Source organism: Acetobacter fabarum (genome assembly GCF_029069195.1).
GTDB lineage: Bacteria > Pseudomonadota > Alphaproteobacteria > Acetobacterales > Acetobacteraceae > Acetobacter > Acetobacter fabarum_A.
The window spans coordinates 73,633-100,608 of the sequence record NZ_JARDYK010000006.1; the positions used below are offsets into that span (position 1 = coordinate 73,633).

Here is a 26,976-nt window from a genome sequence, read left to right on the forward strand (position 1 = left end):
CTCCATGGCTGCATCCGCACAGAACACTCCGCACAAGGCGCATGATCTGGCGCTCCAGAACGGCTCTGTTGTCCTGCCTGATGGCACGGTGGAGACAACGGTTTATGTGCGCAATGGCCAGATTAGCGCCATTGGCGGCACCGCTGATGCCGCACGGGTTATTGATTGTAGCGGCCTGACCATTCTACCCGGTGTGATCGACACACAGGTTCATTTCCGTGAACCCGGAGCAGTCGAAAACGAAGACCTCGAAACAGGTAGCCGGTCCGCCGTGCTTGGCGGGGTTACTGGCGTTTTTGAAATGCCGAACACCAGACCCACCACCTCTACGCCCGAGGCCGTGGCCGACAAACTGGCCCGCGCCAAAGACCGGATGTGGTGCGAGCACGCATTTTATGTTGGTGCGACATCCGACAACGCCGACCAATGCGGAGAGCTGGAAAAACTGCCCGGCACTGCGGGGATCAAGGTGTTCATGGGGTCTTCCACAGGTAACCTGCTGGTTTCCGATGACGCCATGCTCGAACGCGTCCTGCGCTCGGGTCAGCGCCGGGTTGCCATTCATGCCGAAGATGAAGCCCGGCTGATCGAGCGCATGGGAGAACGCATGGAAGGTGACCCCTCCTCCCACCCCATCTGGCGGGATGATGAGACCGCATTGCGTGCGACCGCCCGCGTGCTGCATCTGGCCCGCAAAACCGGGCGGCGTGTGCATATCCTGCACATTACAACCCCTGCGGAACTGGAACTGATCGCCCAGCACCGTGACATCGCCACCTGTGAGCTTACCCCCCAGCATCTGACGCTGGCGGCAGAGGAAGCCTACCCACGTCTGGGCACGTTTGCCCAGATGAACCCCCCCATCCGCTCAGCCGCACACCGCGACGGGCTGTGGCACTGGGTCACACAGGGCATGCCCGATGTTATTGGCTCAGACCATGCGCCCCACAGTCTGGCGAACAAGAGCAAGCCTTACCCGGCCTCCCCCTCTGGCATGCCGGGAGTGCAGACGCTGCTCCCCCTCATGCTCAACCATGTAGCCCACCACCGCCTGACCCTGCGTCGTCTGGTGGACCTGACATCCGCCGGCCCCCAGCGCCTGTTTGGTCTGGTTCGCAAAGGCCGGATCGCGGTTGGGTATGATGCGGACTTTACCATTGTGGACCTGAAAGCCCGCTGGACCATAAAGCAGGACTGGCTGGCCTCACGCTGTGGATGGTCCCCTTTTACGGGCGAAACACTGACCGGCAAACCCATTGGCACCATTATTCGTGGTCAGCAGGTCATGTGGGATGGCACACTGGCGGACAAAGCGATCGGCAGGCCTTTCCGCTTTGATGCCACAGACAAATAGATCAATCAGAACCACTCTCTGCCAAACAGAGCCAATACAGATCAGCCAGACATCAAACCAGATAAGCGGTCAAAAGGCCGCTTATCTTCAAATCCGCTCCCATCTTCCCCCACATTTAGGGAAAATCACGCCAGCCTGATTACTGGGCAAGGCGCAGCGCTGAAATCTCTCCGGCAATACGGGAAAAAGCCGCCTGCATATCCGCAGCACTTGGTGATTCAAAATAATGATGACTATCCGTCACACACGCCTTCATTGTGTTAATTGCGGCATCATCCACCGATGATCCCTGATGGGTATAAAGAATCACGTAAATATCTATACCCACAGCCTTCATATTAGAGCAGACCTGCAAAACCAGATTATCCAGTATCGGCCGGACAACGTCCTGGAACCCGTTATAATATCCGTTTACAGTTGCCAGCTTGTTATCCAGCAAACGCCCGAATGCCGTTTCGTCACTATTCCACCATCCCGCCCAGACATTAGCATTATAATCAGGATATCCCATAAAACAGGGACACATTTGATTGGTGCCATCGGTCATCAGCACCAGAATCTTCTTTGTACTGGACTGCCCATAATCATACGGCATATCGGGTAAGGACTGGGACCACAGTCTTTTCCACTTGGGACTTATGGTAAACCAACCCGTCTGCAATGCATTCTGGATCAGTGTTCCACCACGCTGCAACATGGGCATAAGGCTGATTTCTGTTTCAACAGTCGCCTTGGACGCAGTCTCAGGCAACAATGCCAACGGAGGACACCCTAAATTTGGGCCAACCTCATCCGCCGAAACATTCGGAGGACCAGATGCAGACAATGTAATTGGTGCCGTTTCCGTAATACCCGGCCCGCCGGAGATACTCCAGTCATTATCACCCTGAAGGTAACCACAGCCGAACCATGAACAAGAATAAGGCGTTTTCTGGTAAGTGCTCGGCCAGAAAAAAGGCTGGAACCGATAGCTGGAAACGGGCGGGTTTTCACTCATATCTGCCGTGCCGTCACTTGCATAACGCGCAAATACACACCCACCCCAGCCATTCTGGCCATATCTCAGAGTGGAAATATTGGCGGAGCTATCCAGCCAGCCTTTATGCACGCTCCCGATATTGACTTCACCACCAAACGGTACAACTGAAACCCACGTTGTTGTCGTTGTCGTACTGTCCCCATAGACCGTCTCAACCAGATTGGTAGCGCCTGTTTGAAGAGCTGCAATACCATCCGGCCCCAGTGAATTTGTATTATCCAGCACAAGTGCAACCTCAAGCCCGCCTCCGGCGGCAACAACCTGAGCCCGAGCTGTTACGGGAATCTGATTCCAGCCAAAAATTTTTGCAAACACCATGGGAACATTTGCTGTGGCCGAGATGTTCAGCGTAGACGCATTGATAAACGTAATTTTTGGCCCAGGAGTTTGCGATCCTACAGGACCAAGCCCATTGGTAATATGATTGACAGCAAAGTTCTGCCAGAAAACCAGAGTAGCATCCGCGTTACGGGAGGAAGATTTGACTTCCCTCCCTGCAGTAAGCGCAGCCGCATCAATGGCGGTCTGCAGCCTTACGCGTGTCAGATAGGTGCGGGAAAAATCAATACCCATGGCAACAGATGCAACCATGGCAAACATGGCGATCCCAACAACCAGCCCCACAGCTCCCTTTCTATCCATCATGTGCATTCTTTCGCTGTTGCCGTCGTATCAAGCCTGCCAACGCCAATATTGGTGCCAAAAAAACGGGCCGGCAAAACAGACTGGCTACTAAGCACTGGAGTGTCCCGATTGGTTATAAGCGCCGAAGCAAATTGCCATAATCCAGGCCGGGCAAAAGCTTCCACCACAACAAATGTCTGAACGGCATTCATGGAAACACCAGATATCGCATATTGCGAAAGGCTTGCTGACGTAATCCCACTATTAAACACACTGGAACCAATCCGCCTCTGCCAGTAAATAGAGAGCTTATTATTCTGATCCGGGCCTATTGCCGTAATGACAACGGCACCATTGGTCGGGCCGGTAATGTCCAGGGGAGCGGCAATCTGTGCCGCATCAGCAAAAAAAACATTCAGGTCATACGGGTCTGCAATATGCTGGCACTGGGCAATAATCTGCCCCACCTGCGTTGTAACCGAATGCAGACGCATCCAGTTCCTGAATTCAAAAATCAGATCTGTCGCGCCAAACAGCAGCAAAAGAACAACCGGGGCAACAAGCGCGAGTTCCAGCGCGGCAGAGCCCTTGCGATCAGCAGCTAATCGTGCCTGAGAACGGTTCATTTTTAACCAACGATGATACTGTATGTTTCATACTCGAAGAGTGCATAATCCACCTTCCAAAAAAAGTAAGGTAGGGCTGGGTGTAAACAAATGTATAAATCATTGTATCCCCTCCAGCACCACCAAATCCACTTCCACCGGAAGGCACAACCGTCGCATTATTTGCGGCTGATGTTATTTGCAGATTTTCAGCTTTTAAAAGTATGGGAGCACGTAACGTAACAAGAAAAACAATAGCTTGAGCACGACATGTCGGAGAAGCCTTCACATTTGGCACAATCGACTGCCCTGTCGATGCAAAACGTATCGCTTCGTCCACGCCATTCCGTAGCGCGGCCTCCGTTTCCAACTGCCAGCCAATCTCTATCGTTCCCACCACAACCATTATCAAAAACAGAAACGCCAGTGCAAACTCGATTGCGGTTGCACCACGACGATCATTGCGCAACATAAGGACGCGTCCTGAATTTGGAAAAAGACGCCATGACAATGTTCGCTTGCGCTCTTGGCATATCCTGCATCAGCGTATTCCGGGCATTATTCCTGTACCCCGCCAGATATTGTGCCAGAGCAAAGTTGGCGCGCACTCTGCTAGACGTCATATCCGGCGCAGCAGCAATAGGTTCGAGAATTTCCAGAGCCTGAGCATACTGCCCACTTAACACATAAGACAAACCCAGATTGCTCTGGGCAGAAACTTTCATAGGATCAAGCCCCATGGCTGTCCGGTAGGCCGCCTGCGCAGGTACATATTGGCCCTGCAGGTCATACGAAACACCCAGATCAACCCATGCCTGCACATCACGCGGGTAACGCTTGACCATATCCAGCAACAGGACCGTGGCCTGTGGTGGATCGACCCTCAATTTAATTTTGGCTAGACCTTTGGTCGCCTCCAAAGAATGGGGCTGGTGCTGGAGAGCTTTCTCAAAAAAAATGGCCGCCGCCTGATTACGACCCATACTGGCATTAACCTTACCCAGTTCGATCAAGGCTTTAGGGTCGTCTGGATGTTCGTTCAGATAATGCTTCAGCACTTCCAGAGCGGCCTGAGGGGCGCCGTCTCGCAATTCTGCATCCGCCTTGACAACTTCATCAGTCATCGCCGACTGGGTTCCGCAGCCTGCAAGCAACGGAAACAGAAAGAACAGCAGAACATTCATGTGTCTGATACGGTACATATCTATTGTACTCTTTTCTTCCCGTAATTATTTATAAAACGTTTCCATAACCTGCAGGAAGGCTGGTCCAGCAGCAATAATGAACACGATTGGCAGAAAAAATATGATCATAGGCAGCGTCAGCAATACCGGCAACTGAGCGGCGCGGGCCTCATACTCAATCATACGATTTTTACGAATTTCGACAGAAAGAGCGCGCAACGCAAGAGTCACCGACGACCCAACCTGAATTGTTTGGCTTAAGGAATTAGCAATGCGGCGCATATCCAGCAACCCCGTACGACTCGCCATCAAATGAAAAACTTCCCGACGATCAGTAATCATATTCATCTCCTGAGCCGTCACTTGAAACTCAAAAGCCGTGCTAGGATTGACATTCTTCATTTCCAGCGCAACGCGATTAATGGCCGCTTCGATCGCCAGGCCTGCATCTGCGCAGATTACCAACATGTCCAGAGCATCAGGAAGTCCTTTTTCTACCGCTTTAAGATAACTTTTCCTCCACTGCCGGATCAGAATGTCTGGCAGCAATAATCCAAAAATAGCTCCCGCAACAGGCGCGACAATATGCAACATCGGTCTGGAAAACAAATCATAGGAAAAAAACCAGGCGACAAAACCACCAACCGGTAACAGAATCAGCTTACATCCAACAAAAACTTCCAGATAGTGACTTCCTATATAAGAACTGGCACGCAGACTTTCGGTAAATGCCTGAATACTTTTTTGATCTATCATTCCACTTTTTAAAACAATTTGGCCTATTTTTTGAAATATGACTGAAAATCTTCCCCCTTTTTGCTCTTCAACAAAATTCGGGTCCAGTTCGTTCACACTGGCAAGAATACCTCTCAAACGCTTGGCGCGCCTGTCATCACTCCGTGTTTTGACAACCAGAATGAGGACCGAGGCACAAAACACCCCAAACAGACAGAAAAAAATGATGATGTTTAAATAATGCATTTCTACAGTTCAAGAACTTTAATAATAATTACCCTCATGGTTACCATACCCACAACAAACAGGAGCATAGCAGATGCCAGCAGGTAATGACCAGACTGCGTTAAAAATAGCTGGTTAATATAATCTGGATTAACAATTTCCAACAGAATGGCAATACAAAAAGGAATTGCAGCCAATACATAAGAACTCATTTTGGCTTCGCTGGATAGTGCGAGCCCCCGCTTGTAAATAGCGATCTGCTGCCTGATGGTATCAGCCAGAGAAGACAGCACATCAGCCAGTGCCCCCCCGGTAGAGGACTGAATACTGATTACCGTAGCCAGAAACCGATATTCCTGAACATCAACCCGATCCGCCACAGCCTGCAAAACATCACCCAGACTGCGCCCCACAGCAACCTCGCTCGCAATCACTTTAAACTCCCTGCACGTCGGCTCGTCACTTTCCTCACTGACCACAATCATGCAGCGCGAAAGAGGTACGCCAACCCGTAACGAGCGGACCATCATACCAATTGCATCGGGAAATTGTGTATATAATTTTTTTTTGTATCTATTCCGCAGAAAATTACAAATAAATCTGATCGTGGCAACCCATATAAAGAAATTAATAACAATACTCCACAACCCCATAATAGAAAAAAGATAATAAAGTGTTATGGTTGGCAATATAGAAGAAAATAAATATATCTTAAGCAACCCCACATCGCTATGCGCATAATGTTGCGGGTTGTACTTTGAGGCCCAGATCAAAAATTTCTTAATAAACCCGGATTCAACTATATATACAGCCCACTCTACCGGCGTACGTTGACGCGGCTCGATATTATGCAAAAGATAAGAACTTATTTCTTTATGGATACGCTTGTTTCGATGATCTTTAGCTAAGCTTGATTGATAAAGAAAATACGCGAGAACATTAATGCCTACAAAAAATAAAAACCCAGCAACCAGAAAAAAACTGGTCATAAGGACACGCTTTCAAAAGCGGAATTCCAAACACCATCCATCTGATTATAAACAAGTTTTTCATAAAAACTGGGACGGATACGTGAAATTTCATAGCTTGTCAGCAGCTTGCCTTCTGCATCCTCACCATCAAACTTCATCCTGAAAATATCATTCAGAACAACAACATCCCCTTCAACACCAGATATATCGGTAACCTGAGTAATCCGGCGACCACCATCCCTGTGACGTCCGACCTGAATAATCATATCGACCGCGCCAACAATCTGGTTACGGATAGCAGAAATAGGCAAACCGAAATTGCCCATCTGCACCATACTTTCAATACGTGTCACGCCATCTCGCGTTGTATTCGCGTGGACCGTGGACATACTGCCATCATGGCCGGTGTTCATGGCCTGAAGCATATCAAACGCTTCCGGGCCACGGACCTCCCCAATAATGATACGGTCAGGGCGCATACGCAGAGCATTCCGCACAAGATCACGCTGCGTGACCTCTCCCTTACCTTCCAACGACATGGGGCGCGTTTCCATGCGCACAACGTGCGGCTGCTGAAGCTGAAGTTCTGCGGCATCTTCAACAGTAATCACACGCTCACCAAAATCGATAAAATGTGAGAGTGCATTCAGCAACGTGGTTTTACCAGAACCTGTACCGCCAGAAATCACAATATTCAAACGAATCCGTGCTGCAATTTCAAGAATTTTGGCGACGGCAGGAGTACAGCTGCCATTATTAACCAATTGCTGAAAACTAATTTTATGGCGGGAAAATTTACGAATGGACAGATAGGGTCCATCCAGTGCCAGAGGCGGAAAAACAATATTAACACGCGATCCATCTTTAAGACGCGCATCAACCATCGGGCTTGATTCATCAACACGCCGTCCGACATCAGAGGCGATACGCTGGCAAACAGATGCCAGATGACGCGCATCTCTGAAACGGATATTAGACGGAAGTGTTTTACCAGCCCGTTCAACAAAAATACTATTGGGCCCGTTGACCATAATATCGGCAATACTATCGTCATCAAGCAATGGCTGAATAGGGCCCAGGCCCTTCATATCATGAACAAGTTCGGTTGCTATAAGCCGCTGCTCACGCAGATTGAGCTGTATCCGTTGCTCCGTAGCAACCTGATCAACCACCTGCTCTACCTGTGCAAGCAGATCGTCAGCCGATAGAGATAAGACTATTGTTGGATCAAGTCGGTTTAAACACAATGGACGCAAAATGAGTGACTGATCGGACAGAGTTGGACTCTCAATCTCTGCGGCAGGCCCGGGGTCTTGCGAAGCAGTTGTGCCAGCAGCAGGCGCACTAAAATCGTCTTGCACATTCTGCATGCGGCGCAGACGATCAACAATTTCACTTTGCTTGCTAGAGCTCATTTCTTAAACCGTGCTCCCAAAGCTTTTATTTTTTCTTTGAGTTGTGTGAACAGCCCTCCCTTGGAAAGGGAGGAACTCAACGTAACGGCAAGTGCACCATGCGCCAGTTGCTCAATAAGCTGACGGTACACTTTGTTTTTTGTAATGACCAGCTTGCCGTCAATTTCAGCATTCCCGCAATCCGCTGGAAGATAGGGAATCAGTATATCCGGTGCTGTACCAAGGCTTTGTGTAATTTCATCCAACGACAGGGACCCGGGCCGCCCTACATTGTTAACAACAATAAACGGCTTGCTCACAGGAGAAACACGCGGCAGGCTGGCCATGACTCTCAATGCATCACGCACGGAGATAATACTGGGATCCATGATCAATATATACTGCTGCGCCTGCCCCAGAACACGCATATACACATCATCATCCGACCACTTTACTTCTGTCAGGACAAAACGAAACCGAGGCCGCACAAGCTCCATCAACCGGGTAACAGCATTACTCCCGATTTTGGGCAATGTGTTCAAATCCCCCATGCTCGACAGAACCTGCAAACGCTCCCCGACCGCCTGCATGCTACGCTCAAGCAGCAACTCGTCCATTCGGTCAGGTGTTTCCAGAGCAGACCGAAAACCGCCGTTCGTGGTAATATCCAACAATGTTGCCATTTTGCCCGCACGCAGGTCAAAATCAATCAGCAACGAATACCTGCGGGCTTCTTCTGCCAGAAAGTAAGCCAGATTTGTGGTGAGAGTCGTAGCCCCCACACCATCACGTACCCCGATGCAGGCGACCAGACTGGCCCCTTCCATCAGGCGATGCGTGTCACGCCCGTGAAGAATAATCGGACCGAAAATACGCAAAATCAGGTTGCGGCTGAACGGACGATACAGGTATTCCGCCGCCCCGAACACATGCGTCACGCTGCGGTAGAAATCCGCATCGGTCCGGTCACCCAACACCATGATGGTCACATCAGGTGGCAATAATTCCGTAACTGTACGCAAAACGCCTAATGCGTCACTTTCTCCACCGACATCAATAATCAGATAAGATGGGAATTCATGTTTGCCCAGATAGGAGATCGCAAACGCCCCAGATCCACGCAAAACCTGTACTGTACCTGACCGAAGTTCTTTAAAGCATTCAGTTAACTGTGCTTCTGTGTCTGCATCCTGCACAAAAGCAAGAACGCTTCCCAACTTTACGTTATCGGTATCACCGGGCTGTTCTTGAAGCTGTTCTGGGGTAAGTGCCACCTGTTATTGCCCTCCCCCACCACTGCCACCGCCGCTGGCAGCTGCTGCCGTCCCGCCTCCGGAACCCGTCTGGCCTTCACCGTTCATATACAACTCAGCCAAACCACTTCGACCAAGACTTTTGACACGGTCCTCCCGCCAGCGTTCGACTGCAGCCACAGCTGTCTGCCCATCAGACGGCGGCAGTGGACGACCGCTCTGCAAATCTTTCTTATTATCAGCCTGCGCGGCTATATTGGCGTCATAAACCCCCAGCGTCCGCCAGTGATAGGACTGGTTTAGGGGATCCATAACCGAACAATCCGCCAAACTCATCAAACAAATAACCGCAATGCCTGATACGATTTTATATGACATAAGGTGCTACTCCACCATAAAACCAGCATCGCCAGTTTCCAGACGCTGCCAGGGACGTCTGCGAGAAACATCGGTGCCGCTTTGACGCATCATAAAAATACGCTCCATGTCATTTGGCGGAGTCCATCCTTCATCTGGCGTATGCAGTTCTTTTTCGCTGTTCACCGGCTTGACCAGATACGGCGTGGCAATAATAACCAATTCGCTCTCATCTTTCTGGAAGCTTGAGGATTTGAACAACGCCCCCAGTACAGGAATATCCCCCAGCCACGGCAGGCCCTGACCCGTAATTTTTGTACTATCCGACATAAGGCCTGCCAGAACAAAGCTTTGCCCACTTGCCATTTCTACAGTCGTGTCCGCACGCCTGACAGTAATAGCCGGAATCTGAACAGAAGAATTCCCAGCCGACAACGTCACTGCCCCATTAGAAGAGAGTGCACTCACCTCGGGCCTCACATGCAAGCTGATACGGCCATCTCCGAGCACCGTGGGAACAAAAGCCAAAGAAATACCATATTGCTTAAAGCTGACGTTAGTCGTGTTATTGTAACTGGAGACAGGAACAGGATATTCCCCGCCAACCACAAAATTGGCAGGTTGACCACTAATCGTGGTCAGGTTTGGCTCGGCAAGACTATGGACCAGACCATCTCTGGCCAGCATATCCACAACCGTTTCCAGTGTGACTGATTGGCTACCGGCTTTAAAACGCGAGAGAAACCCAATACTGCTTTTGGTAGTGGCCAATGTTTCCAAAGGGCTTGAGGTCGCAAGACCAATTACTGCCGATGTTCCCAACGCGTTCACGTTCTGCCACTCAACCCCGAGTTCACGCACCAATGAACGATCCATCTCGACAATACGGATCTTGAGGTTCACCTGAATGGAGCCGTGTATTTTAGAGTAATCAGATACAAAACCTTCTTTACCGACCAGTCCACGAGCCCGGTCACTAAAACGCCAGGCTTTTTCAGGGTTGTCAGAATCCCCATCAATATTCAGTCCGTCCGGTGTGGCTGTTGCCCGTAGCATCGGCACAATTTTACCAGACGAGTTGTCTAACGTGTTGGCGGGATAGGTAGAGGGTTCAACACGCACCGCATAATGGTCAATGGCCTGTCCATTAGCATCTACAGCAACAATATTTGTGCGACCTGCTGCCAGCCCAAACACAAACACGCTGTGCGAGCTAGCCGGACGTATTTCCGCCACTTTAGGATCAGCAGAAAACACATTTTCTGCCGACCCGGACAGTTCAACCAACTTGCCATTTCCGACTTCAATCGTCAGAACGGAAAGAGATGATGCCTGACTGACATGGCGCTTTGCTGGAATCAACCTATGGTGTCTTCTCGGGTGCGTTTTGTATTTTCGCGCTGATGCCTCCATTGAAGGACACACGCCAAACAATATGATGCCACTCAGCACAACCCTTACTGTTCTTTTAAAAGTGGACATCTTGAGCGCCTGAAATTCCATTATAGACATGCATAACTTTTACGCCGCCCTTCAGCCGCTGACTATCAGACGCAGAGACAGAGTATTCCCAGACCGGGGGCGTGGCAAGATCGTCATGCGGGCCACCAAGCGATTGAACTGTCAGCACTATTTGACCAAGCTGCTGGGCCGTTCCCAGAACACCTGACTGTTCGGGCGTAACCTCCAGCGTTACTGTTCGCACATCCATACCAGCCTGCTCGGCAACATTTTTACCCCCACGAGGAGATAAGGAACCACCCACGGCGACAACCCGAATACCTGAAAGCACAATTTTGGATACAAGGTGCGAAACATTCCCTCCTGCACCGTCTCCAACCCGCTCGGTCATCACCACATCGACTCTGTCACCAGGCTCGATAAGGCCAGACACACCAGAAGCCAGATTCACACCAATGCTCAGTGCGCGCATTCCAGGCTTAAGAACCGCCGCCAGAAAACCATGATCTCCGACTCGAAGAAATGATTGCTCAACAATCCCACTACCCGCGGGCAGATCTACCCGAAGCAGCGCCCCCTCAAGAGCCTGCCGGTTTTCTGGAGTATCCTCCAGACTGCCTGGAGGAACATAATCATCAGGGATGGAAGAGGTAACTAAATCCGCCTCCCGGAGAAAATCACCCGCATGCATGGCGTTCCGAACCGTGAGCAGTTTTTTTGTATGAACAACAACTTCCTGTTGCACAGCCTTCTGCGGCGCGGGCGCGGGTGACATCATAACTTTCCCGAGCACAAAAAGACCAATCAACCCGATCACACCAATGAACAACATCGCAATCCGCGTGATCATTCCTTACCGCCTACCACTCACCCCTCAGGGTCGTCATAATAAAGCCAACCGCAATAGCCACAGCATATGGCAGGGGCATACCCCGCCTAATCCGCCATGCCTCCACGCGGAGAACGCGTATTTTCGTTGTCCTCTTTGATATGATTGGCAATCGATTCCGACCAAAGAGATACAGCATGGCCAGAACACCACCAGCCAAACCAACATTCAAAAGAAAAAGAAGCTGCTCATACGGCATAAAAAACAATGAGGTTGCAGCAATCAGCTTAACGTCTCCGCCCCCGATAACTCCGATGCTCCACAAGAAAAAAAGCAGGAGATAAATCAGAACACCACAGGCAAGGGAAACCCAATGGATTGCCGTACCATTCAAAATCGCAAGAACCAGAAGACCCAGACTGACCCAGTCGGGTATCTCCCGCACTCGCACATCAACCCACATTGCGTGGCAAAGCAGGGCATAAGCGGCCATGATAACAAACCACGACACCACTATAAGCCCCACACCTCACCAAACACAGAGCTGCTCGTGCTTCGAAACCTAAACAGCCTCAATAAGTATAGAAGCACAAGTTTCTCTTTTACAATTACGATGAAATCGTAGTCGCCACTGAATTGAACAGTGCATTCAAATTGCTCCCGACCGCACGGGCGCCCACAATGATCGCGACAGCGATAAGAGCAGCAATCAGACCATATTCGATTGCCGTAACACCACGCTTATCTTTAACGGCAAAGAATTGAGCAACAATAGCGGCATATTCATTTACGCGCAACATACACACTCTCCTTAACTAATAAACCCAATAGGAAATCTGCCTTATGGCCAGATAACACACCTGAACGCCTATATAAAGCATCCCACCATGCATAGTAATTGCTTTAAATCAAAAAATCAAAAAACTTTTACACATAATCTACTCCGGTGTTGTAATTTCTTCTAAAACCTTTTAAGTTATCAGCACATAGCCTCATATTCTTTAGAGTTCATACATAAATGTTCACAAAGAGTCTTTTAAAAAAAATAATAAATTATGTTTATTTTGAATTAAGATTTATGAATTTTCTCAATAAAGATCGATGCGATGCTTATCTGAGGATTTATGTTTTCGTTTTTTTTGCTATCTTCTCTATCGCATATTTTATGGGCAGGAAAAATCTACAGGCTGATTTTAAAATCGGCGGCGATTTTATCCTATTCTGGGCAGCCTCTTCGCAAATACTTCACGGACATTTTTCTGATATTTATAATACAGCCGCTCATGAAGCCGCCATGCAACACGGACAATTTTTAGATCATTCTTATAAATTACCCTTCCTTTACCCACCTCCTATGCTTTTTTTTACTTGGCCAATTGCTTTTTTTACATATTCATTCTCTTATACGCTCTGGGCATTAAGCGCACCAATCATAACAGCTAAAACTCTGAACCTTTTATGCAAAAACTGGTCAATTACAGCCTTTGCTTTTTTCTCCCCTCAATTCATTGTCTCTCTTTTAACCGGGCAGAATGGTCTTCTGATTGCTCTTATTCTCGCGATAGGTCTTTTTTATCTCACGAAAAAACCTTTTCTATCGGGTCTCATCCTAGGGCTACTTGTCATTAAACCTCACGTCGTTTTTCTAGTCCCTCTTTGTTTGATTTTTTCGAGAAAATGGCGAATTGTCGCAGGTATAGTTACATCCGCCTCCTTCCTGATCATTGCTTCCTATTGCGTATTCGGGTTTGAAACCTGGAAGCGTTTTTTTGAATATTCTCATGTTATGCAAAACAGTATTTTGCATAATGTTTATTTGTGTCAGCTTTTTATTACAATTTTTGGCTTCCTGAGTGTACATGGTCTCTCATTTATTATGGCTTTCTGGATACAGATAATATTTTCGCTCCTTATCATAGCCTGCGTTCTGTACAACACATTTAAAAGTAAAAATATTTATAATAATATTGTTCTATCCTTGTCAGCATCTCCTTTATGCACACCATATCTTTTATATTATGATCTGACATATATGCTGATACCAGCAATATGGATTATCAATACCACTTCCCGGACAGGATTTTTCTCATGGGAAAAACCCTTCCTGATTATTTTATATTTTTCACCTCTTTATACATTAACCTTAACCTGGCATTATCATTTCCCTGCTGAGCCCATTGTTGCCACCCTTTTCTTTTGTCTTATTTTACGTCGTCACCGTTACCTTAAAAAAACCCGCGAAATGCATAGTAAAAACAATGACATTTAATAAAATGAAAAATTCTCCGATTCAGGAATATGTGGAAAAAATTATTATCATAATCCCATATATTTATTTCATACACCACAATTACTCATCAATATTTATTAGCGTAAATATTATATCAATATTATATTTATTTGAAATGATTCTGGAGCTTTTTTTTACATTATTCAGAACGCCAGGGAAAATGAGCCATAACACAACAGACTGGATATTAGCTATTCTGGGAACTTACGCAGCCCAGATTGTCTCTACTCATGCTAGTGACACTCATCTTGCTTCTGTGACCTTCTGCTTTATTCTGTCTTTTATAGGAATTCTTGTCAGTTTTTCTGCCAAAATCTGCTTGGGAAGAAGCTTTGCGATTGTTGCAGCCGTACGGGTTGTCAAAACTTATGGACCATACCGTATTATCCGACATCCCATGTATGCTGGCTATATGTTAACCAGTTTGGGGTTTCTGCTTTATAATTTTAGCCTTTGGAATATTTGTACAATATTTTGCGCGTGGTCTGTACAAATTCTGCGTATTCAGGCGGAAGAAAAAATTCTTTTTACAGATCCAGAATGGTCTCTTTGGTCAAAACAGGTCCGCTGGAAGCTTTTGCCTTTTGTTTACTGACACCGCAACCCATTAAACAAATAATCCAATTATTATCTTCACTTATTGAAAAAATTTTCAACAATCCCGTTATGAAATCATTAGAATTAAAATATTGTTTGTTTTACAACTTATGGAATTACAAAGATATATGTTGATTTTATTTTTTTACGAAATTAATATTCATAAAATTATTTTGTTGTATTTGTTTTTATTTAATATTGCCAATGTATTATCATAATTGAGAAATATACTGATTTGACCTTTTGAATCTTGCAGATACCCTGTATTTACTACCAAGCTTTCCGGCCAAAAATATTCATATTCAGAAATAAGACATTAGGTAAATACAGGAAACGTCATGGCACAAGATGAAAAAATTATCGTTATCGGTGCTGGACCCGCTGGGCTAACTCTTGCCTACGAACTCCTGAAAGCTGGCCGAAAAAATGTTACTGTTTACGAATGTGACAAACAGGTTGGCGGGATATCAAAAACCATCAGGCATCATGGTAATCGCATAGATATCGGTGGGCATCGTTTTTTCTCCAAGTCCGACTGGGTCATGTCCTGGTGGGAGAGCTTTCTGCCAGTTGCGGCAACGAACGAACAGAATGTTACCTTACAGTATCAGGGTAAAGAGCGAGAATACCTTGTAAAGCCTCACCCCCAGTCCTCTGAGTCTGATGACGTCATGCTGGTCCGCTCGCGCTTGTCACGCATCTATTATAATAAAACGTTTTTCGACTATCCGCTCAAACTCACACCAAAAAATCTGGCCAGGCTTGGATGGCGTAAAACCCTTGTATTCGGGCTGAGTTATCTCTGGACCCGTTTGCATAAAATTACACCTGAACTGACATTGGAAGATTTTTTCATAAATCGGTTTGGTCGCAAACTGTACCAACAGTTTTTTAAAGATTATACTGAAAAGGTCTGGGGAGTTCCGTGCTCTAGCATTAGTGCAGAATGGGGCGCTCAGCGGGTTAAAAGTCTGTCTATTTCCAGCGCCATTCTGCATGCCTGCAAAAAAGCTCTGGGACTGCAAAAAGAATCTAGCGTCCAGACTTCCCTCATAGAGCAATTCATCTATCCCAAATACGGCCCAGGCCAGATGTGGGAAACTGTTGCGCGGCATATTACAGATATGGGGGGGACCATTCTTCTCAATCATCATGTCAATAAGATCGTTTTTGATAATAATCGTGTTGTGTCCATCACTGTCACAGATCAGGATGGCGGGCAGGAATGTCAGAGGTGCGATGTTCTGGTATCGACCATGCCAATCAAAGATCTTGTTGCTGCCAGCGGAAATTACTTTTCTCCGTCTGTACGGCAGATTGCACAAAACCTTCAATACAGAGATTTTATTACTGTTGGACTGCTTTACAATTCTTCGGATATAAAACGTCAGTTAAAAGACAACTGGATTTATATTCAGGAGCCGGGTGTCAACGTCGGGCGTGTGCAGATTTTTAATAACTGGAGTCCCTATCTGGTAGCCAACCCGGAAACCACATGGCTGGGACTCGAGTTTTTCTGCTCTGAAGGGAACGATCTCTGGTCTCTCAGCGAGCAGGACATGATAAAACTCGCCTGCTTTGAAATGCAGAAAATCGGTCTTGTTTCAACACTTGACGCTCTAGACAGTGTTGTAGTGCATGTACCCAAAGCCTACCCTGGTTATTTTGGCGAATCCTACAAGAATTTTCCTACACTCCGTGATTCGCTGGACACCGTGGAAAATCTCTATCTGATCGGGCGGAATGGCATGCACTGTTACAATAATCAGGACCATTCCATGTTAACTGCCAAGGAAGCTGCCGACCAGATCAGCTCTGGTCAGCAAGATAAAAGCAAGCTCTGGAAGATTAATGTTGATGATGATTATCAGGAAGAAAAAGCAAACTAGGGCTCTTTTTACAGTAGGTTAAAATTATAACACTGCCGCCTTGCAACCACCTTATGGAAAGCTGGAATGCTTGAACGGGTAACGGTCAACCATCATGCGCAACGGGGCAAATTCCTTGTTGGAAAATGTTTCCGTGCGCACCCATGACCCATCGGGTGATTCCACAAAAACCGTAGCATTCCAATCGGCTGCACTAATCCCGGTCCACAATGTAAGGGTCAGAACGTCCTTGTCCTGAGCATCCTTGAGCAGCAGGTGCGAATCCCCCGAAGACGGTGGGGTACGGCTCAACGGCCCCCAGCCGGATTTATGCCCGGCAAGCCATTTATTCAGATCCGCCACTTCATCCTTATCCAGCGGACGCTGGTGGTGCATTGGCCCCACATCAATAATACCACTGACAACCTGCGGAAATGAAACAGGTTTGAAGTTAGGAATAGCAAAGGTCCAGATTGCAACCGATGTACTAACCGTCAAAACCAGAAAACCAATAATAAACGCTGTTTCTTTCCGCATGATATGTCTTTCTTAACCTCTGACTGCGGCAATCACGCGCGCTACGTCTTGGTTTGTCAGTTCCGGGTGAATGGGCAGGGCCAGAATACGCTGCGCCAGATCTTCGGAAACAGGAAGGACCGTCCCGTCATGATGGTCACGATAGGCAGGCTGTTTATGCAATGGCAGAGGGTAATAAATGGCCGAAGGTACCCCCTTGCCCTGTAGACGCGCCTGCAGGGCGTTCCGCTCGGCGGTGTCTGCCAGCAATATGGCGTAAATAGCCCATGCGCTACGGCTATCGGCCACACGCACTGGCACCTGCACACAGCCCGCAAGCCCTGCATCATACTGTGTAGCTATGGCGTCGCGCCGGTCCAGCTCATCTTGAAAGCTCTCAAGCTTGGCCAGCAGAACGGCCGCCTGTAAAGTATCGAGCCGACCATTCATGCCCGTGCGCAGAACCTCATACCGACTTGCCCCTTCACCATGTGTGCGTAAGGAGCGGTACAGCGCTGCGCGCTCGGGGTCGTCCGTCAGAATGGCTCCGCCATCTCCGTATCCCCCCAGGGGTTTGGAAGGGAAAAAAGACAGGGTGGTTGCCGTGGCTTCGCACCCCAGCGGTTTACCCGCCAGTTCCGCCCCGAAGGACTGGGCACAATCTGCCATAAGGAACAGTTCTTCCTGTGCTGCGATGGTCCGCAGTTCCGGCCACGGGGCGGGCTGACCAAACAGGTCCACCCCCACAATGGCACGCGGCCGCAGCTTGCCCGCAGCCCGCACGGCCTGAATCCGGCGTTGCAGATGCGCAGGATCAATCTGGAATGTTTTGGGGTCCACATCCACAAAAACAGGAGTTGCCCCCAGCAGCAAAGGCACCTCCGCCGTGGCGGTGTAGGTAAAGGCGGGCAGAAAGACAGCATCCCCCCGGCCTATGCCTTCGGCCATCATGACAATCTGGAGCGCATCCGTACCGGAAGACACACCCACGCACTCCCGTGCGCCCGCCCATGCCGCCAGACGGCCTTCGAGCTCTGCAACCTCCGGCCCCATGACAAAACGGCAATGGGCCAACACAGCATCCAGACGCTGGCGCAACACAGGCTCCATCCGCTTCTGCTGGGCTGCAAGGTCAAGAAACGCAATGGGCTGATTGTCTGAACTGCTCATGGTGCCATCTGCTCCGTGCCATCGGCCTCTATCTGCCCGTCTTGTACAGCACCCGGCGGGTTTGCACCAGCCGGAGTCGGAGCCGGAGCCGGAGCCAGCGCTCGCACATCCCCATTAGGGTTGTGGTCAAACTCGGGCACCAGCCGACGCAGAGCCTGCAAGGCCGCGCATACGTCTCCGTGCCGGGCATAAGCGGTAATCTGGTCCACGGCGTTGCGTACTTCATCCATTTCGACCACGCGCGGCGTTGCCATGAGCAGGCCGGGGGCTGCGGTCGGCACCGAGGTCTCACGCCCATGGAACAGTTCCTCGTACAGTTTTTCCCCCGCACGCAGACCAGTAAAATGAATGGCGATATCCTCATCGGGCTTAAGGCCAGCCAGACGGATCATCTGCCGGGCCAGATCCACAATTTTAACCGGCTCCCCCATATCCAGCACAAAAATACCACCCTGACGGAGCAGGGCCTCCATCTCCGTCCCTGTTGCACAGGACATACCTCGCACACATGCCTGCAGAACAAGCCCAACGGCTTCGGGCACGGTCATAAAATAACGCCGCATTTCCGGGTGGGTTACGGTCAGCGGGCCGCCCCGCTCCAACTGACGCTGGAAGAGAGGAACAACAGAACCGGTGGACCCCAACACATTACCAAACCGCACCGTAATGCAGCGCATGGCCTCCGGCCGCCCCGATGCACGGGCCTGCACATCCAGCGCCTGACAGTACATTTCTGCCGCACGCTTGGTAGCACCCATCAGATTGAAAGGGTTAACCGCCTTGTCGGTGGAAATCACGATCATGGCCGCAGCCCCGTGCCGGGCTGCGGCATCAGCCACAACGCGCGTGCCGTGCAGATTGGTCAGAACCCCTTCCTCCGGATTGGCCTCCACAATCGGAACATGCTTGAGCGCTGCGGCATGGAACACCAGATCGGGCTTGTACTGGGCCATGATGGCGTTAACCCGCTCCTCGTCCCGCACATCGGCCACAACGACCTTGCGCATAATGTCTGGAGCACATTCAGCCAGTTCAACATCCATCCTCCACAATGCGAACTCACCATGATCCAGCAACACAAGGCAGGCAGGAGCGTGCCGCGCAATCTGGCGCGCCAGTTCGGAGCCAATGGTGCCCCCAGCCCCTGTGACCAGAACTGAACGCTGGTTGATCAGACGGTCCAGACCAACCTGATCCAGTGGCACCTGCGGGCGGTTCAGCAGATCCTGCGGCTGCACAGGCTGCAAACGCACATGCTCTGCCGGGGTCATGTCCATCATGGCTGGCGTTCTCAGCACGGCCAGACCGTATTCTGCCGCCACATCCAGCATCTGGCTTAACGCACGGCCCCTACAGTCAGGGTCCAGCACCACCAGTGCTTCTGGCAGTTGCCCCGCTGTGTCCATCTGCGCCAGAACACGGGCAAGTTCATCCAGACACCCCAGAATTGGCACGTTGCGAATCCGGTGGCCCGTTTGTGGCCGGTCCGCCCCCACCAGCCCGACAATGCGGACATTCATGTGCTTGCCGTGTTCCGCCAGTTGAATAAACAGGTCCGCTGCCATATCCGAACCAACCAGCAGAACGCTCTGCCCATCTGGCCGCGATCCGCCCGCTCTATGCGCCAGGCGGTGGAACACCCGCACCCCGCCGAGCAAAACCAGCAGCACCAGCGCGTCTATAAAGGGGAACGCAACAGTAGGCAGGGACAGCCCCGCCCACACCACCCCGGTAGAAAGCAGCAGGGCGCTGCTGAATGACGCCCCGGCAAGCCCCAGCAGGTCCGGCATGCCCGAAAAGCGCCAGTATTGTTGCGACAGCCTGAAAGGAAGCCCCCCTACGACCAGAGAGACACCCCCCATAAGAGCGAACCATAGCGGATGAGGCTGGCTCCCATATGGCGCAGCCAACCAGCAGGCGAACAGTGCTGCCAACGCTGCCAGCCCGCCATCAAGCAGGATATTAAGGACAATCCTGTTCAGCGGCCAAAATTTTGCATAATGATGCTGGAACTGAGAGCGTTGCGATATCATGATCATACGCTTATAGCCCAGTGCCTGACATCCTAGAAGCAGCCTAAACTGGACAACCCTCTCTTTCATGTCTTTTTTTTCTTCCATTCTGGCTTTTTCATGCCTGCCCTGCGCTGCCTTTCTGTGTGCGGCCATTGTGCGGTGCATGATCAGGCTGGCCGTCATGGACCATCCCGACCACCGCAGCGCCCACACCATCCCCACCCCCAAAGGCGGCGGAATCGGGATTATGGTGGCATTCGGGCTGTTTTTCCCTGTGCTGCAAGGCATGACGGGCCAGTCTGTTCTCTCTTTCCCATGCCTTATGGCGGCGGGTGCTCTGGTGCTGCTGTGCGGTGTCTCGTGGCTGGATGACCTTTACCAGTGGCACCCCATCCTTAAATTTGCTGCACAGACCATTGCCGCCTGCCTGATTGTAGCGGGCGGCGTTCATCTGAACTGGCCAACACCGCTAGCTGGTGCGGTCCTGTCTGTTCTGTGGCTGATTTTTGTCTGCAATGCCGTCAACTTCATGGATGGGTTAAACGGGCTTATTACGGGATGTATGGCCTGCGCGGCCCTGTGCGTGGCCCTTGTTGCCCCCTTTTTTGGCGTGCTGGCACTGCAATGGCCCGCGTTGCTCTTGTGCGCCTGCCTGATGGGCTTTCTGCCCTTCAACTTTCCCCATGCCCGGATTTTTCTGGGGGATGTCGGCAGTCAGGGCTGCGGTCTGCTGGCCGGGACTGCCACCCTGTATATCGCCAGCCATACAACCCTGCCACACGGATGGGTGCTCGGCCCTGCCCTGCTATTTCCCCTGCTTTACGATGTACTGTTCACACTGATCCGTCGCCTTTACATGCGGCAGACACTTGTGCAGGCCCATCGCGGGCATCTTTACCAGATTATCTACCGTAGCGCCGTAGCAGTGCCTGCGGTTTCCCTATTGGAATGGGGCATGACCCTGTGGGGTGGTGCCGTAGCCTACCTTGTAGCCCCTACGGCAGGAGTCTGGAGCGGTATGGCTGGGGCAACCCTGCTTGTGTTGCCCCAACTGACATGGACCCTTTTTGGTGTGCTGCGCGCACGCCAGCACGCAATTGGCCGCTGGTAGGCCACACACCCCGGCAGGCAGCTATTTGAGCGTGAGCGTCAGCCCCTGAGCAGAACCGGCGAGCCGCGCCCCCTGCGAGATGGTCTCGATCTTGATCCGAACGCCATTCCTGTTTTCCAGAACAGCTCCCCCCAGCCCCTGACCCAGCGTGGCCTCACCATGGGCGGCGGCATAGGTGCCGCTAAAATCCTTCAGGCGGTGCAGGTTATAAACCGTTCCTGTTCCCTCGATCTTGGAAAAACCGACAGCGGCTATGGTTCCACCGGTAATGGAAAAAGCATGCGTTTTGCCGCCATAGGTCAACTTTCCCTCACCCCAGGTATAGCCCAGCCCTATATCGGCCGATTTGGCGGTCAGGGTAATTTTGGCCGTGGGTGCACCCATGGCGTCAGCGGCATATGCGGCAGGTACGCCTGCAACAGACACAGCCAGAGTGGCAGCAGCAGCAACACAAGAAAAGAAACGCATGGAACAACTCCCTTTGCAGGCGTGTCCAGAAGACTGTTTGCAACCTGACAGTTGCAAACATCTGACACGGATCAGGGACAACAACGCTTTCCATGCAAAAAAGTTGCCGATTACAGCCCCGTGCCCATTCTGGAATGGTGCGAGGCCTGCAACGCGGCAACCTTTTGCGTAAATGTATAAACGTAAAGGCGGCTGATCAGGCTACAGCAACACGACGCAGGCGGCGCACCGTTGCCACTTTTTCTTCCTGCTGGGTGTTCTGGGTCGCATCATGCACGGCTGCGCCCATAATGGAGCGAATTTCCTTCAGGTAGGAAGCCCCTTTAGGGGTACGCTGCACCAGCACGGAGCGGCGGTCCAGCGGGTCTACCTTGCGGCGCGCCAGATCCAGTTCGGTCAAACGGTCCAGTGCCCGGGTAATGGCTGGCTTGGACACGTTCAGGCTTGCCGCCAGACCGCGCACCGTATGCCCGCTCTCATCCAGATAGCAGGTCAGGAACACAGCGAGCTGACGGGCAGACAGGTCCGGCCCTTCTCCACGCACCAGTGCAACAATGGTATCCCGCAGGGTCTTGACCAGATCCTCTGCCTTTTCCGCGGCCTGTGCCATGACGTTCAACTTCCTTTTGTGCCGGGAACCAGGGCCTTGGCCCGCCCGGTAGTGTTTTTCCGGCCCATATGCAAACCGGAATGAATCTGATGGGCTTTATATAGACACCGAAACGATTTTTTAAAGCACTGTCACAAAAAAATATTACGCCAGAGTGGTTTGTAAAAACCCTAACTTTTTTCCATCCGATTCGTTCCACAAAGAGAACGTATTACACGGAAAAGTGCGCGAATCCCTGGGGTATCTCCCCCTTCTGGCCGTCCGGGTCTGCTGGAATCATTCCATGCATAACTATCGATATGCACCCAGCGCTGGTCTGGTTTTACAAAATGTTCCAAAAACAGGGCCGCTGTAACTGCTCCTGCCATGGGGCGGGAGGCAATATTGTTCAGGTCCGCCACCGTACTTTTAAGCCAGCCTGCATAGCCCTGCCAGAGCGGCAGACGCCACAGGGGGTCCGCCTCGTGTTCCGCCGCTTCCGCGAACAGTATGGCCGTAGCGTCATTATTGCAGAACAGGGCAGGCAGGTCCGGCCCCAATGCCACACGGGCAGCACCTGTAAGGGTCGCCACGTCCACCAGCAGGTCAGGCTCGCTCTCGCCCGCCTCATGCAGCAGGTCACTCAGCACCAGCCGCCCTTCGGCATCGGTATTACCAATTTCCACCGTCAGGCCCGAACGGCTCCGAATAACATCCAGCGGACGCATGGCATGGCCGGACACACTGTTTTCCACACATCCCAGCCGCAGTTCCAGCCGCACGGGCAAATCCTGCGCCATAACCAGATAAGCCAACGCCAGCACGGTAGCAGCCCCACCCATATCCTTTTTCATACGCAGCATGCCGCTGGAGGGTTTGATGTCATACCCCCCGCTATCAAAGCACACGCCCTTGCCAACAAGGGAGATCAGCGGCGCATCCTTACCTGCATGTGTACCGTGCCAGCGCGCCACGACCACTCTGGGCGCACGCTGCGAGCCATTGCCAACATGCGCCAGCAGCGGATAAGCCTCGTCCAGCACTGCCCCCTTGATCACCTCCACCTCAGCTCCCAGCGGGCGAAGCGCGGCCTTGGCCTCACGCGCCAGTTCAGACGGCCCAAGCAGATTGGCGGGGGTATTGATCAGGTCACGCGCAAAGCAGATGGCGCGCGCCATCTGTGCAGCCAGACCCTTGCGCTCAGCCGCCGTAACCACAAGCCGGGGGTGTTCTCCCTGCTCGTCGGTTTTCAGGCTGTAGCAGTAAGCGCCCAGACAAAAACCCAGAATAACATCATCCCGCACCACATCCTCTGGCACCTGCACGGTCCAGTCCCCTGCGGGTAGGTCCTGAGCAAGCCGACCAAATACAAACGGGTCACGCGGCGTGGTATTTTTTTCGGACAGACCAAACAGCGCCTGCACCTTGCCCCCGGGGCCAGGCACCAGCACAAGCTGCCCCGCCCGCGCGACAAAGCCGCAGCTCTGGGCAAAGCGGACCGCAGGTTCGCCTGCCAATGCCACCCATGTCTCTCGCTCACAGGCCCGCACGGCATAAACTGTGCAGAGTGTCTTCCGTCTGCGCGCAACGCACAGGCAGTCCAGATCATGAACAGGCATGGCATTCCTCCTTTTACCCACACCCTGCGCCTCCCTTTTCCATCATGCAACGGGGAGATTACACGCATTGCCGACTTGCTTTTCGGGACCGGGCAGCGGACCATGCATGATATGAAGGTTCCCTCCCGCCTGATAGCTCCTGCCCTGCACCCGGCCCAATATGCCGATCGGGCTCCGGTTCGCGCCATTCTGGGCCCGACCAACACCGGCAAAACGCATCTGGCACTAGAGCGGATGCTGGCACACCCGTCCGGTGTGATCGGTTTCCCCCTCAGACTTCTGGCGCGTGAGAACTACGATCGCATGGTGCGGCTTAAAGGGGTCCGCTCGGTCGCGCTGATAACGGGGGAGGAAAAAATCATTCCCTCGCAGGCCCGCTGGTTCTCCTGCACGGTTGAGGCCATGCCCATGAACCATCCGGTAGATTTTGTGGCGGTGGACGAAATCCAGCTTTGCGCCGACCCCGAACGCGGTCATATTTTTACCGACCGTCTGCTCAACGCCCGTGGCCGGTCCGAGACCCTGTTCCTTGGGGCTGATACCATTGCCCCGCTCATGCGCAGCCTGATCCGCGACATCAGCATTGAAACCCGCCCGCGCCTGTCCAGCCTGAGCCATACTGGCCACACCCGCCTGTCGCGCCTGCCACCACGCACGGCCATTGTCGCTTTTTCCATGGCCGAAGTATACGCCATTGCCGAACTGATCCGGCGCAAAAGGGGCGGGTGTGCGGTGGTCATGGGCCAGCTCTCCCCCCGCACCCGCAATGCGCAGGTAGTACTGTACCAGAACCGCGAGGTGGATTATCTGGTTGCCACCGATGCCATTGGCATGGGGCTGAACATGAATATCGACCATATTGCCTTTGCGGGCCTGTCCAAATTTGACGGGCAGCGCCACCGCATGCTGGCAGCAGCGGAAATTGCCCAGATTGCCGGCCGCGCTGGTCGTGGCACGCGGGATGGCACGTTTGGCACCACCGGAGAGTGCCCTCCCCTGCCAGACGCCATGGCCGAGGCAGTTGAAACCCATAAATTTGAGCCGCTTCCCTTTTTGTGGTGGCGTAGCAGCAAGCTCGACTTTGCCTCTCCGCAGGCGTTGTACGCCAGTCTGTGCCAGAAGACCCCACACCCCAACCTGCGCCCTGCCGAGCCCGCAGCCGACATGCAGACGCTCAGCGCGCTCATGCAGACCCCTGCCGTGCGCACATTGGCCACAACCGCTGCGCGTACCCGCCTGTTGTGGGAAATCTGCCAGATACCGGATTTTCGCAAACTGGGGCTGGACAGCCATATCCGCCTGTGCGGCCAGCTTTTTAGTATTCTGGCCAAAGACGGGCCGTTACCTTCCACCTGGCTCAAAGGGCGGCTCACCAGTCTGGAACATGCAGGCGGCGAAATAGAAGACCTGATGCACCGCCTGATGGGCATTCGTACATGGTCCTATGTTGCGGCACACCCCGACTGGGTGGAAAACGCCCAGCATTGGCAACGCCACACCCGCATGCTCGAAGACACACTCTCCGATGCCCTGCATGAACGGCTGGCCAGCCGATTTGTGGACAAGCGCGCCGCCAGTCTGGCCCGCAGGCTGGAAGAGGCAGATGGAGCCCCCCTGCTCTGCGCCATTAACAAGGCAGGGGAAGTACGCGTGGAAGGGCATGACGTAGGGCATATGCACGGCTTTGCCTTTGTGCCCGACCCCGATGCCGCCCGCTCGGATCAGCCTCTTCTGCTCAAAGCCGCACGGCGTGCGGCCCGGAGCGAGATCCCCCGGCTTGTTGCCCGTTTTCTGCAGGCCCCTGAGAGCGAGATCACGCTGGATAACCAAACTGGCCACATCCTATGGCGTGAGGAGCAGATCGCCCATTTACGCAAAGGCCCTTCGGTCCTGCACCCGGTGATCCATATTGAAGATACGGAGTTTCTGGAATCCGCTCATAAGGCCAGAATACGCGAGCGGCTGACGCAATTTATAACCACCGTTCTTACACAGACCCTCAGCCCGCTCTTTCGCGCGGAACAGGCCGTGGCAGCCTACCCCCTGCTTCGCGGTATTGTGCATGCGGTTATGGAAAATGGAGGCGTTGCCACCCTGTCCACCCCTCCCGTTCTTCCTCCGCCGGAAGCCTTGCTGCTCCAGCGGCTGGCCATACGGCTCCACGGCACGCTGGCGTTCTGCGCGCCGTTGCTCAAACCTCACGCCATGACGCTACGCAGCCTGCTGCTACACCTCTATACAGGTCAGTCTGTCACACAGCCTTTGCCCGGCGATGCGGTTTCCGTGCGCCTGAACGCACCGTTACCACCTGCTACGCAGGAACTGCTGACCAGCCTTGGCTGGCTGCTCAGCCACAACACGCTGGTTCGACTCGATATTGCAGCCAGTCTCGTCCATGACATGCGCACCTTGTGCGCCCGCTCCCCCAAACCTTTGCCGCCCGCCATGGCATCCCGCCTGGGAATCAGCAAAAAAGACCTGCCTTCTGTGCTCAAGGGGTTGGGAATTCGCCTGCAGCCCCCCGCCCCCTTACCCCCGCGTTACGCCGGGCCGCCCGCTCCTTTTATGGTTTTACCAACACGCTGCGCAGAAAAAAGAAAACCGCACTCCCGCCGCTCCCGACACGGCACACACCTACAAACTGCCCAAAATAACAGTCCTTTTGCCATTCTGCGCACATTACGGAGCCAAATGTAGGAGCA

Annotated in this window: 25 protein-coding genes; 6 read left to right on the top strand and 19 right to left on the bottom strand. The window is 52.0% G+C overall.

Features of this window, described 5'->3' with window-relative positions; translation table 11 throughout:
* Positions 1–4: 4 nt before the first annotated feature.
* Complete coding sequence (locus PY793_RS09135) at positions 5–1,354, top strand: dihydroorotase (protein WP_275177780.1); 1,350 nt, start codon at positions 5–7, stop codon at positions 1,352–1,354.
* Between the two features lie 139 nt (positions 1,355–1,493).
* Here PY793_RS09135 and PY793_RS09140 read toward each other — a convergent pair whose 3' ends face one another.
* From PY793_RS09140 to PY793_RS09200, 13 genes are all read right to left on the bottom strand, one after another.
* The gene (locus PY793_RS09140; protein ID WP_275177781.1) at positions 1,494–3,038 is read right to left on the bottom strand and encodes a TadE/TadG family type IV pilus assembly protein; all 1,545 of its coding nucleotides are present in this window, start codon (positions 3,036–3,038) and stop codon (positions 1,494–1,496) included.
* The gene (locus tag PY793_RS09145) at positions 3,035–3,643 is read right to left on the bottom strand and encodes a TadE/TadG family type IV pilus assembly protein (protein WP_275177782.1); all 609 of its coding nucleotides are present in this window, start codon (positions 3,641–3,643) and stop codon (positions 3,035–3,037) included. The genes PY793_RS09140 and PY793_RS09145 overlap by 4 nt, the downstream gene beginning before the upstream one ends.
* Positions 3,612–4,094 (bottom strand): TadE/TadG family type IV pilus assembly protein, encoded by a 483-nt coding sequence (locus tag PY793_RS09150; RefSeq protein WP_275177783.1) that lies wholly within the window; start codon positions 4,092–4,094, stop codon positions 3,612–3,614. Before PY793_RS09150 ends, PY793_RS09145 begins: the two co-directional genes overlap by 32 nt.
* Entirely contained in the window at positions 4,081–4,746 is a 666-nt protein-coding gene (locus PY793_RS09155; protein ID WP_275177784.1) for a tetratricopeptide repeat protein, read from the bottom strand. The genes PY793_RS09150 and PY793_RS09155 overlap by 14 nt, the downstream gene beginning before the upstream one ends.
* Before the next feature lie 105 nt (positions 4,747–4,851).
* On the bottom strand, positions 4,852–5,658 hold the full coding sequence (locus PY793_RS09160) for a type II secretion system F family protein (protein WP_275177785.1): 807 nt from the start codon (positions 5,656–5,658) through the stop codon (positions 4,852–4,854).
* A 131-nt stretch (positions 5,659–5,789) separates the two neighbouring features.
* Positions 5,790–6,755 (bottom strand): type II secretion system F family protein, encoded by a 966-nt coding sequence (locus PY793_RS09165; protein ID WP_275177786.1) that lies wholly within the window; start codon positions 6,753–6,755, stop codon positions 5,790–5,792.
* Positions 6,752–8,152 (bottom strand): TadA family conjugal transfer-associated ATPase, encoded by a 1,401-nt coding sequence (locus PY793_RS09170; protein ID WP_275177787.1) that lies wholly within the window; start codon positions 8,150–8,152, stop codon positions 6,752–6,754. Before PY793_RS09170 ends, PY793_RS09165 begins: the two co-directional genes overlap by 4 nt.
* Positions 8,149–9,405 (bottom strand): CpaE/TadZ family protein, encoded by a 1,257-nt coding sequence (locus tag PY793_RS09175; protein ID WP_275177788.1) that lies wholly within the window; start codon positions 9,403–9,405, stop codon positions 8,149–8,151. The genes PY793_RS09170 and PY793_RS09175 overlap by 4 nt, the downstream gene beginning before the upstream one ends.
* Positions 9,406–9,408: 3 nt before the next feature.
* Positions 9,409–9,762 (bottom strand): hypothetical protein, encoded by a 354-nt coding sequence (locus tag PY793_RS09180; protein ID WP_275177789.1) that lies wholly within the window; start codon positions 9,760–9,762, stop codon positions 9,409–9,411.
* A gap of 6 nt (positions 9,763–9,768) precedes the next feature.
* Positions 9,769–11,244 (bottom strand): type II and III secretion system protein family protein, encoded by a 1,476-nt coding sequence (locus PY793_RS09185; RefSeq protein ID WP_275177790.1) that lies wholly within the window; start codon positions 11,242–11,244, stop codon positions 9,769–9,771.
* Complete coding sequence (cpaB, locus tag PY793_RS09190; protein WP_275177791.1) at positions 11,210–12,052, bottom strand: Flp pilus assembly protein CpaB; 843 nt, start codon at positions 12,050–12,052, stop codon at positions 11,210–11,212. The genes PY793_RS09185 and cpaB overlap by 35 nt, the downstream gene beginning before the upstream one ends.
* A 10-nt stretch (positions 12,053–12,062) precedes the next feature.
* Positions 12,063–12,524, bottom strand: coding sequence for an A24 family peptidase (locus tag PY793_RS09195; RefSeq protein WP_275177792.1), 462 nt, complete (start codon positions 12,522–12,524; stop codon positions 12,063–12,065).
* A gap of 115 nt (positions 12,525–12,639) precedes the next feature.
* Complete coding sequence (locus PY793_RS09200) at positions 12,640–12,831, bottom strand: Flp family type IVb pilin (RefSeq protein WP_275177793.1); 192 nt, start codon at positions 12,829–12,831, stop codon at positions 12,640–12,642.
* Between the two features lie 218 nt (positions 12,832–13,049).
* Between PY793_RS09200 and PY793_RS09205 the strand changes: the two genes are divergently transcribed.
* The 3 genes from PY793_RS09205 to PY793_RS09215 all read left to right on the top strand — a co-directional run bounded on the left by PY793_RS09205 (position 13,050) and on the right by PY793_RS09215 (position 16,807).
* The gene (locus PY793_RS09205) at positions 13,050–14,300 is read left to right on the top strand and encodes a glycosyltransferase family 87 protein (protein WP_275177794.1); all 1,251 of its coding nucleotides are present in this window, start codon (positions 13,050–13,052) and stop codon (positions 14,298–14,300) included.
* Positions 14,290–14,916: a methyltransferase family protein gene (locus PY793_RS09210; protein WP_275177795.1), complete on the top strand. Its 627-nt coding sequence runs from the start codon at positions 14,290–14,292 to the stop codon at positions 14,914–14,916. Before PY793_RS09205 ends, PY793_RS09210 begins: the two co-directional genes overlap by 11 nt.
* A 340-nt stretch (positions 14,917–15,256) precedes the next feature.
* Positions 15,257–16,807 (top strand): NAD(P)/FAD-dependent oxidoreductase, encoded by a 1,551-nt coding sequence (locus PY793_RS09215; protein ID WP_275177796.1) that lies wholly within the window; start codon positions 15,257–15,259, stop codon positions 16,805–16,807.
* A 51-nt stretch (positions 16,808–16,858) separates the two neighbouring features.
* On the opposite strand, the gene PY793_RS09220 is transcribed toward PY793_RS09215, so the two are convergent.
* Genes PY793_RS09220 through PY793_RS09230 form a run of 3 tightly spaced genes read right to left on the bottom strand, consistent with a single transcriptional unit; the run spans position 16,859 to position 20,505 of the window.
* Positions 16,859–17,323, bottom strand: coding sequence for a hypothetical protein (locus tag PY793_RS09220; protein ID WP_275177797.1), 465 nt, complete (start codon positions 17,321–17,323; stop codon positions 16,859–16,861).
* Positions 17,324–17,335: 12 nt separating this feature from the next.
* Positions 17,336–18,472, bottom strand: coding sequence for a DegT/DnrJ/EryC1/StrS family aminotransferase (locus PY793_RS09225; RefSeq protein WP_275177798.1), 1,137 nt, complete (start codon positions 18,470–18,472; stop codon positions 17,336–17,338).
* A complete protein-coding gene (locus PY793_RS09230) occupies positions 18,469–20,505 on the bottom strand; it encodes a polysaccharide biosynthesis protein (protein WP_275177829.1) in 2,037 nt (678 codons plus the stop codon). Before PY793_RS09230 ends, PY793_RS09225 begins: the two co-directional genes overlap by 4 nt.
* A gap of 67 nt (positions 20,506–20,572) precedes the next feature.
* Between PY793_RS09230 and PY793_RS09235 the strand changes: the two genes are divergently transcribed.
* A complete protein-coding gene (locus PY793_RS09235; protein ID WP_275177799.1) occupies positions 20,573–21,598 on the top strand; it encodes an MraY family glycosyltransferase in 1,026 nt (341 codons plus the stop codon).
* A gap of 21 nt (positions 21,599–21,619) precedes the next feature.
* On the opposite strand, the gene PY793_RS09240 is transcribed toward PY793_RS09235, so the two are convergent.
* The 3 genes from PY793_RS09240 to PY793_RS09250 all read right to left on the bottom strand — a co-directional run bounded on the left by PY793_RS09240 (position 21,620) and on the right by PY793_RS09250 (position 24,274).
* Positions 21,620–22,066, bottom strand: a complete 447-nt coding sequence (locus PY793_RS09240; protein WP_275177800.1) for a hypothetical protein — start codon at positions 22,064–22,066, stop codon at positions 21,620–21,622.
* Between the two features lie 196 nt (positions 22,067–22,262).
* Positions 22,263–22,676, bottom strand: a complete 414-nt coding sequence (locus PY793_RS09245; protein ID WP_275177802.1) for a MarR family winged helix-turn-helix transcriptional regulator — start codon at positions 22,674–22,676, stop codon at positions 22,263–22,265.
* A gap of 170 nt (positions 22,677–22,846) precedes the next feature.
* Positions 22,847–24,274 (bottom strand): leucyl aminopeptidase family protein, encoded by a 1,428-nt coding sequence (locus PY793_RS09250; RefSeq protein WP_275177803.1) that lies wholly within the window; start codon positions 24,272–24,274, stop codon positions 22,847–22,849.
* Positions 24,275–24,385: 111 nt separating this feature from the next.
* On the opposite strand from PY793_RS09250, the gene PY793_RS09255 reads away from it, so the two are divergent.
* The gene (locus PY793_RS09255; RefSeq protein WP_275177830.1) at positions 24,386–26,971 is read left to right on the top strand and encodes a helicase-related protein; all 2,586 of its coding nucleotides are present in this window, start codon (positions 24,386–24,388) and stop codon (positions 26,969–26,971) included.
* The last annotated feature ends 5 nt before the right edge of the window (positions 26,972–26,976 follow it).

Excerpts from the sequence above, each read along its gene's own strand:
- PY793_RS09150 (WP_275177783.1), bottom strand. The coding sequence starts at position 4,094 with ATGTTGCGCAATGATCGTCGTGGTGCAACCGCAATCGAGTTTGCACTG.
- PY793_RS09200 (WP_275177793.1), bottom strand. The coding sequence starts at position 12,831 with ATGTTGCGCGTAAATGAATATGCCGCTATTGTTGCTCAATTCTTTGCC.
- PY793_RS09250 (WP_275177803.1), bottom strand. The coding sequence starts at position 24,274 with ATGCCTGTTCATGATCTGGACTGCCTGTGCGTTGCGCGCAGACGGAAG.
- PY793_RS09255 (WP_275177830.1), top strand. The coding sequence starts at position 24,386 with ATGAAGGTTCCCTCCCGCCTGATAGCTCCTGCCCTGCACCCGGCCCAA.
- PY793_RS09155 (WP_275177784.1), bottom strand. The coding sequence starts at position 4,746 with ATGACTGATGAAGTTGTCAAGGCGGATGCAGAATTGCGAGACGGCGCC.
- PY793_RS09220 (WP_275177797.1), bottom strand. The coding sequence starts at position 17,323 with ATGCGGAAAGAAACAGCGTTTATTATTGGTTTTCTGGTTTTGACGGTT.
- PY793_RS09235 (WP_275177799.1), top strand. The coding sequence starts at position 20,573 with ATGTCTTTTTTTTCTTCCATTCTGGCTTTTTCATGCCTGCCCTGCGCT.
- PY793_RS09165 (WP_275177786.1), bottom strand. The coding sequence starts at position 6,755 with ATGACCAGTTTTTTTCTGGTTGCTGGGTTTTTATTTTTTGTAGGCATT.
- PY793_RS09180 (WP_275177789.1), bottom strand. The coding sequence starts at position 9,762 with ATGTCATATAAAATCGTATCAGGCATTGCGGTTATTTGTTTGATGAGT.
- PY793_RS09140 (WP_275177781.1), bottom strand. The coding sequence starts at position 3,038 with ATGATGGATAGAAAGGGAGCTGTGGGGCTGGTTGTTGGGATCGCCATG.
- PY793_RS09135 (WP_275177780.1), top strand. The coding sequence starts at position 5 with ATGGCTGCATCCGCACAGAACACTCCGCACAAGGCGCATGATCTGGCG.
- PY793_RS09145 (WP_275177782.1), bottom strand. The coding sequence starts at position 3,643 with ATGAACCGTTCTCAGGCACGATTAGCTGCTGATCGCAAGGGCTCTGCC.
- cpaB (WP_275177791.1), bottom strand. The coding sequence starts at position 12,052 with ATGATCACGCGGATTGCGATGTTGTTCATTGGTGTGATCGGGTTGATT.
- PY793_RS09225 (WP_275177798.1), bottom strand. The coding sequence starts at position 18,472 with ATGAGCAGTTCAGACAATCAGCCCATTGCGTTTCTTGACCTTGCAGCC.
- PY793_RS09215 (WP_275177796.1), top strand. The coding sequence starts at position 15,257 with ATGGCACAAGATGAAAAAATTATCGTTATCGGTGCTGGACCCGCTGGG.
- PY793_RS09240 (WP_275177800.1), bottom strand. The coding sequence starts at position 22,066 with ATGCGTTTCTTTTCTTGTGTTGCTGCTGCTGCCACTCTGGCTGTGTCT.
- PY793_RS09245 (WP_275177802.1), bottom strand. The coding sequence starts at position 22,676 with ATGGCACAGGCCGCGGAAAAGGCAGAGGATCTGGTCAAGACCCTGCGG.
- PY793_RS09230 (WP_275177829.1), bottom strand. The coding sequence starts at position 20,505 with ATGATATCGCAACGCTCTCAGTTCCAGCATCATTATGCAAAATTTTGG.
- PY793_RS09185 (WP_275177790.1), bottom strand. The coding sequence starts at position 11,244 with ATGGAATTTCAGGCGCTCAAGATGTCCACTTTTAAAAGAACAGTAAGG.
- PY793_RS09210 (WP_275177795.1), top strand. The coding sequence starts at position 14,290 with ATGACATTTAATAAAATGAAAAATTCTCCGATTCAGGAATATGTGGAA.
- PY793_RS09170 (WP_275177787.1), bottom strand. The coding sequence starts at position 8,152 with ATGAGCTCTAGCAAGCAAAGTGAAATTGTTGATCGTCTGCGCCGCATG.
- PY793_RS09205 (WP_275177794.1), top strand. The coding sequence starts at position 13,050 with ATGTTCACAAAGAGTCTTTTAAAAAAAATAATAAATTATGTTTATTTT.
- PY793_RS09195 (WP_275177792.1), bottom strand. The coding sequence starts at position 12,524 with ATGGCCGCTTATGCCCTGCTTTGCCACGCAATGTGGGTTGATGTGCGA.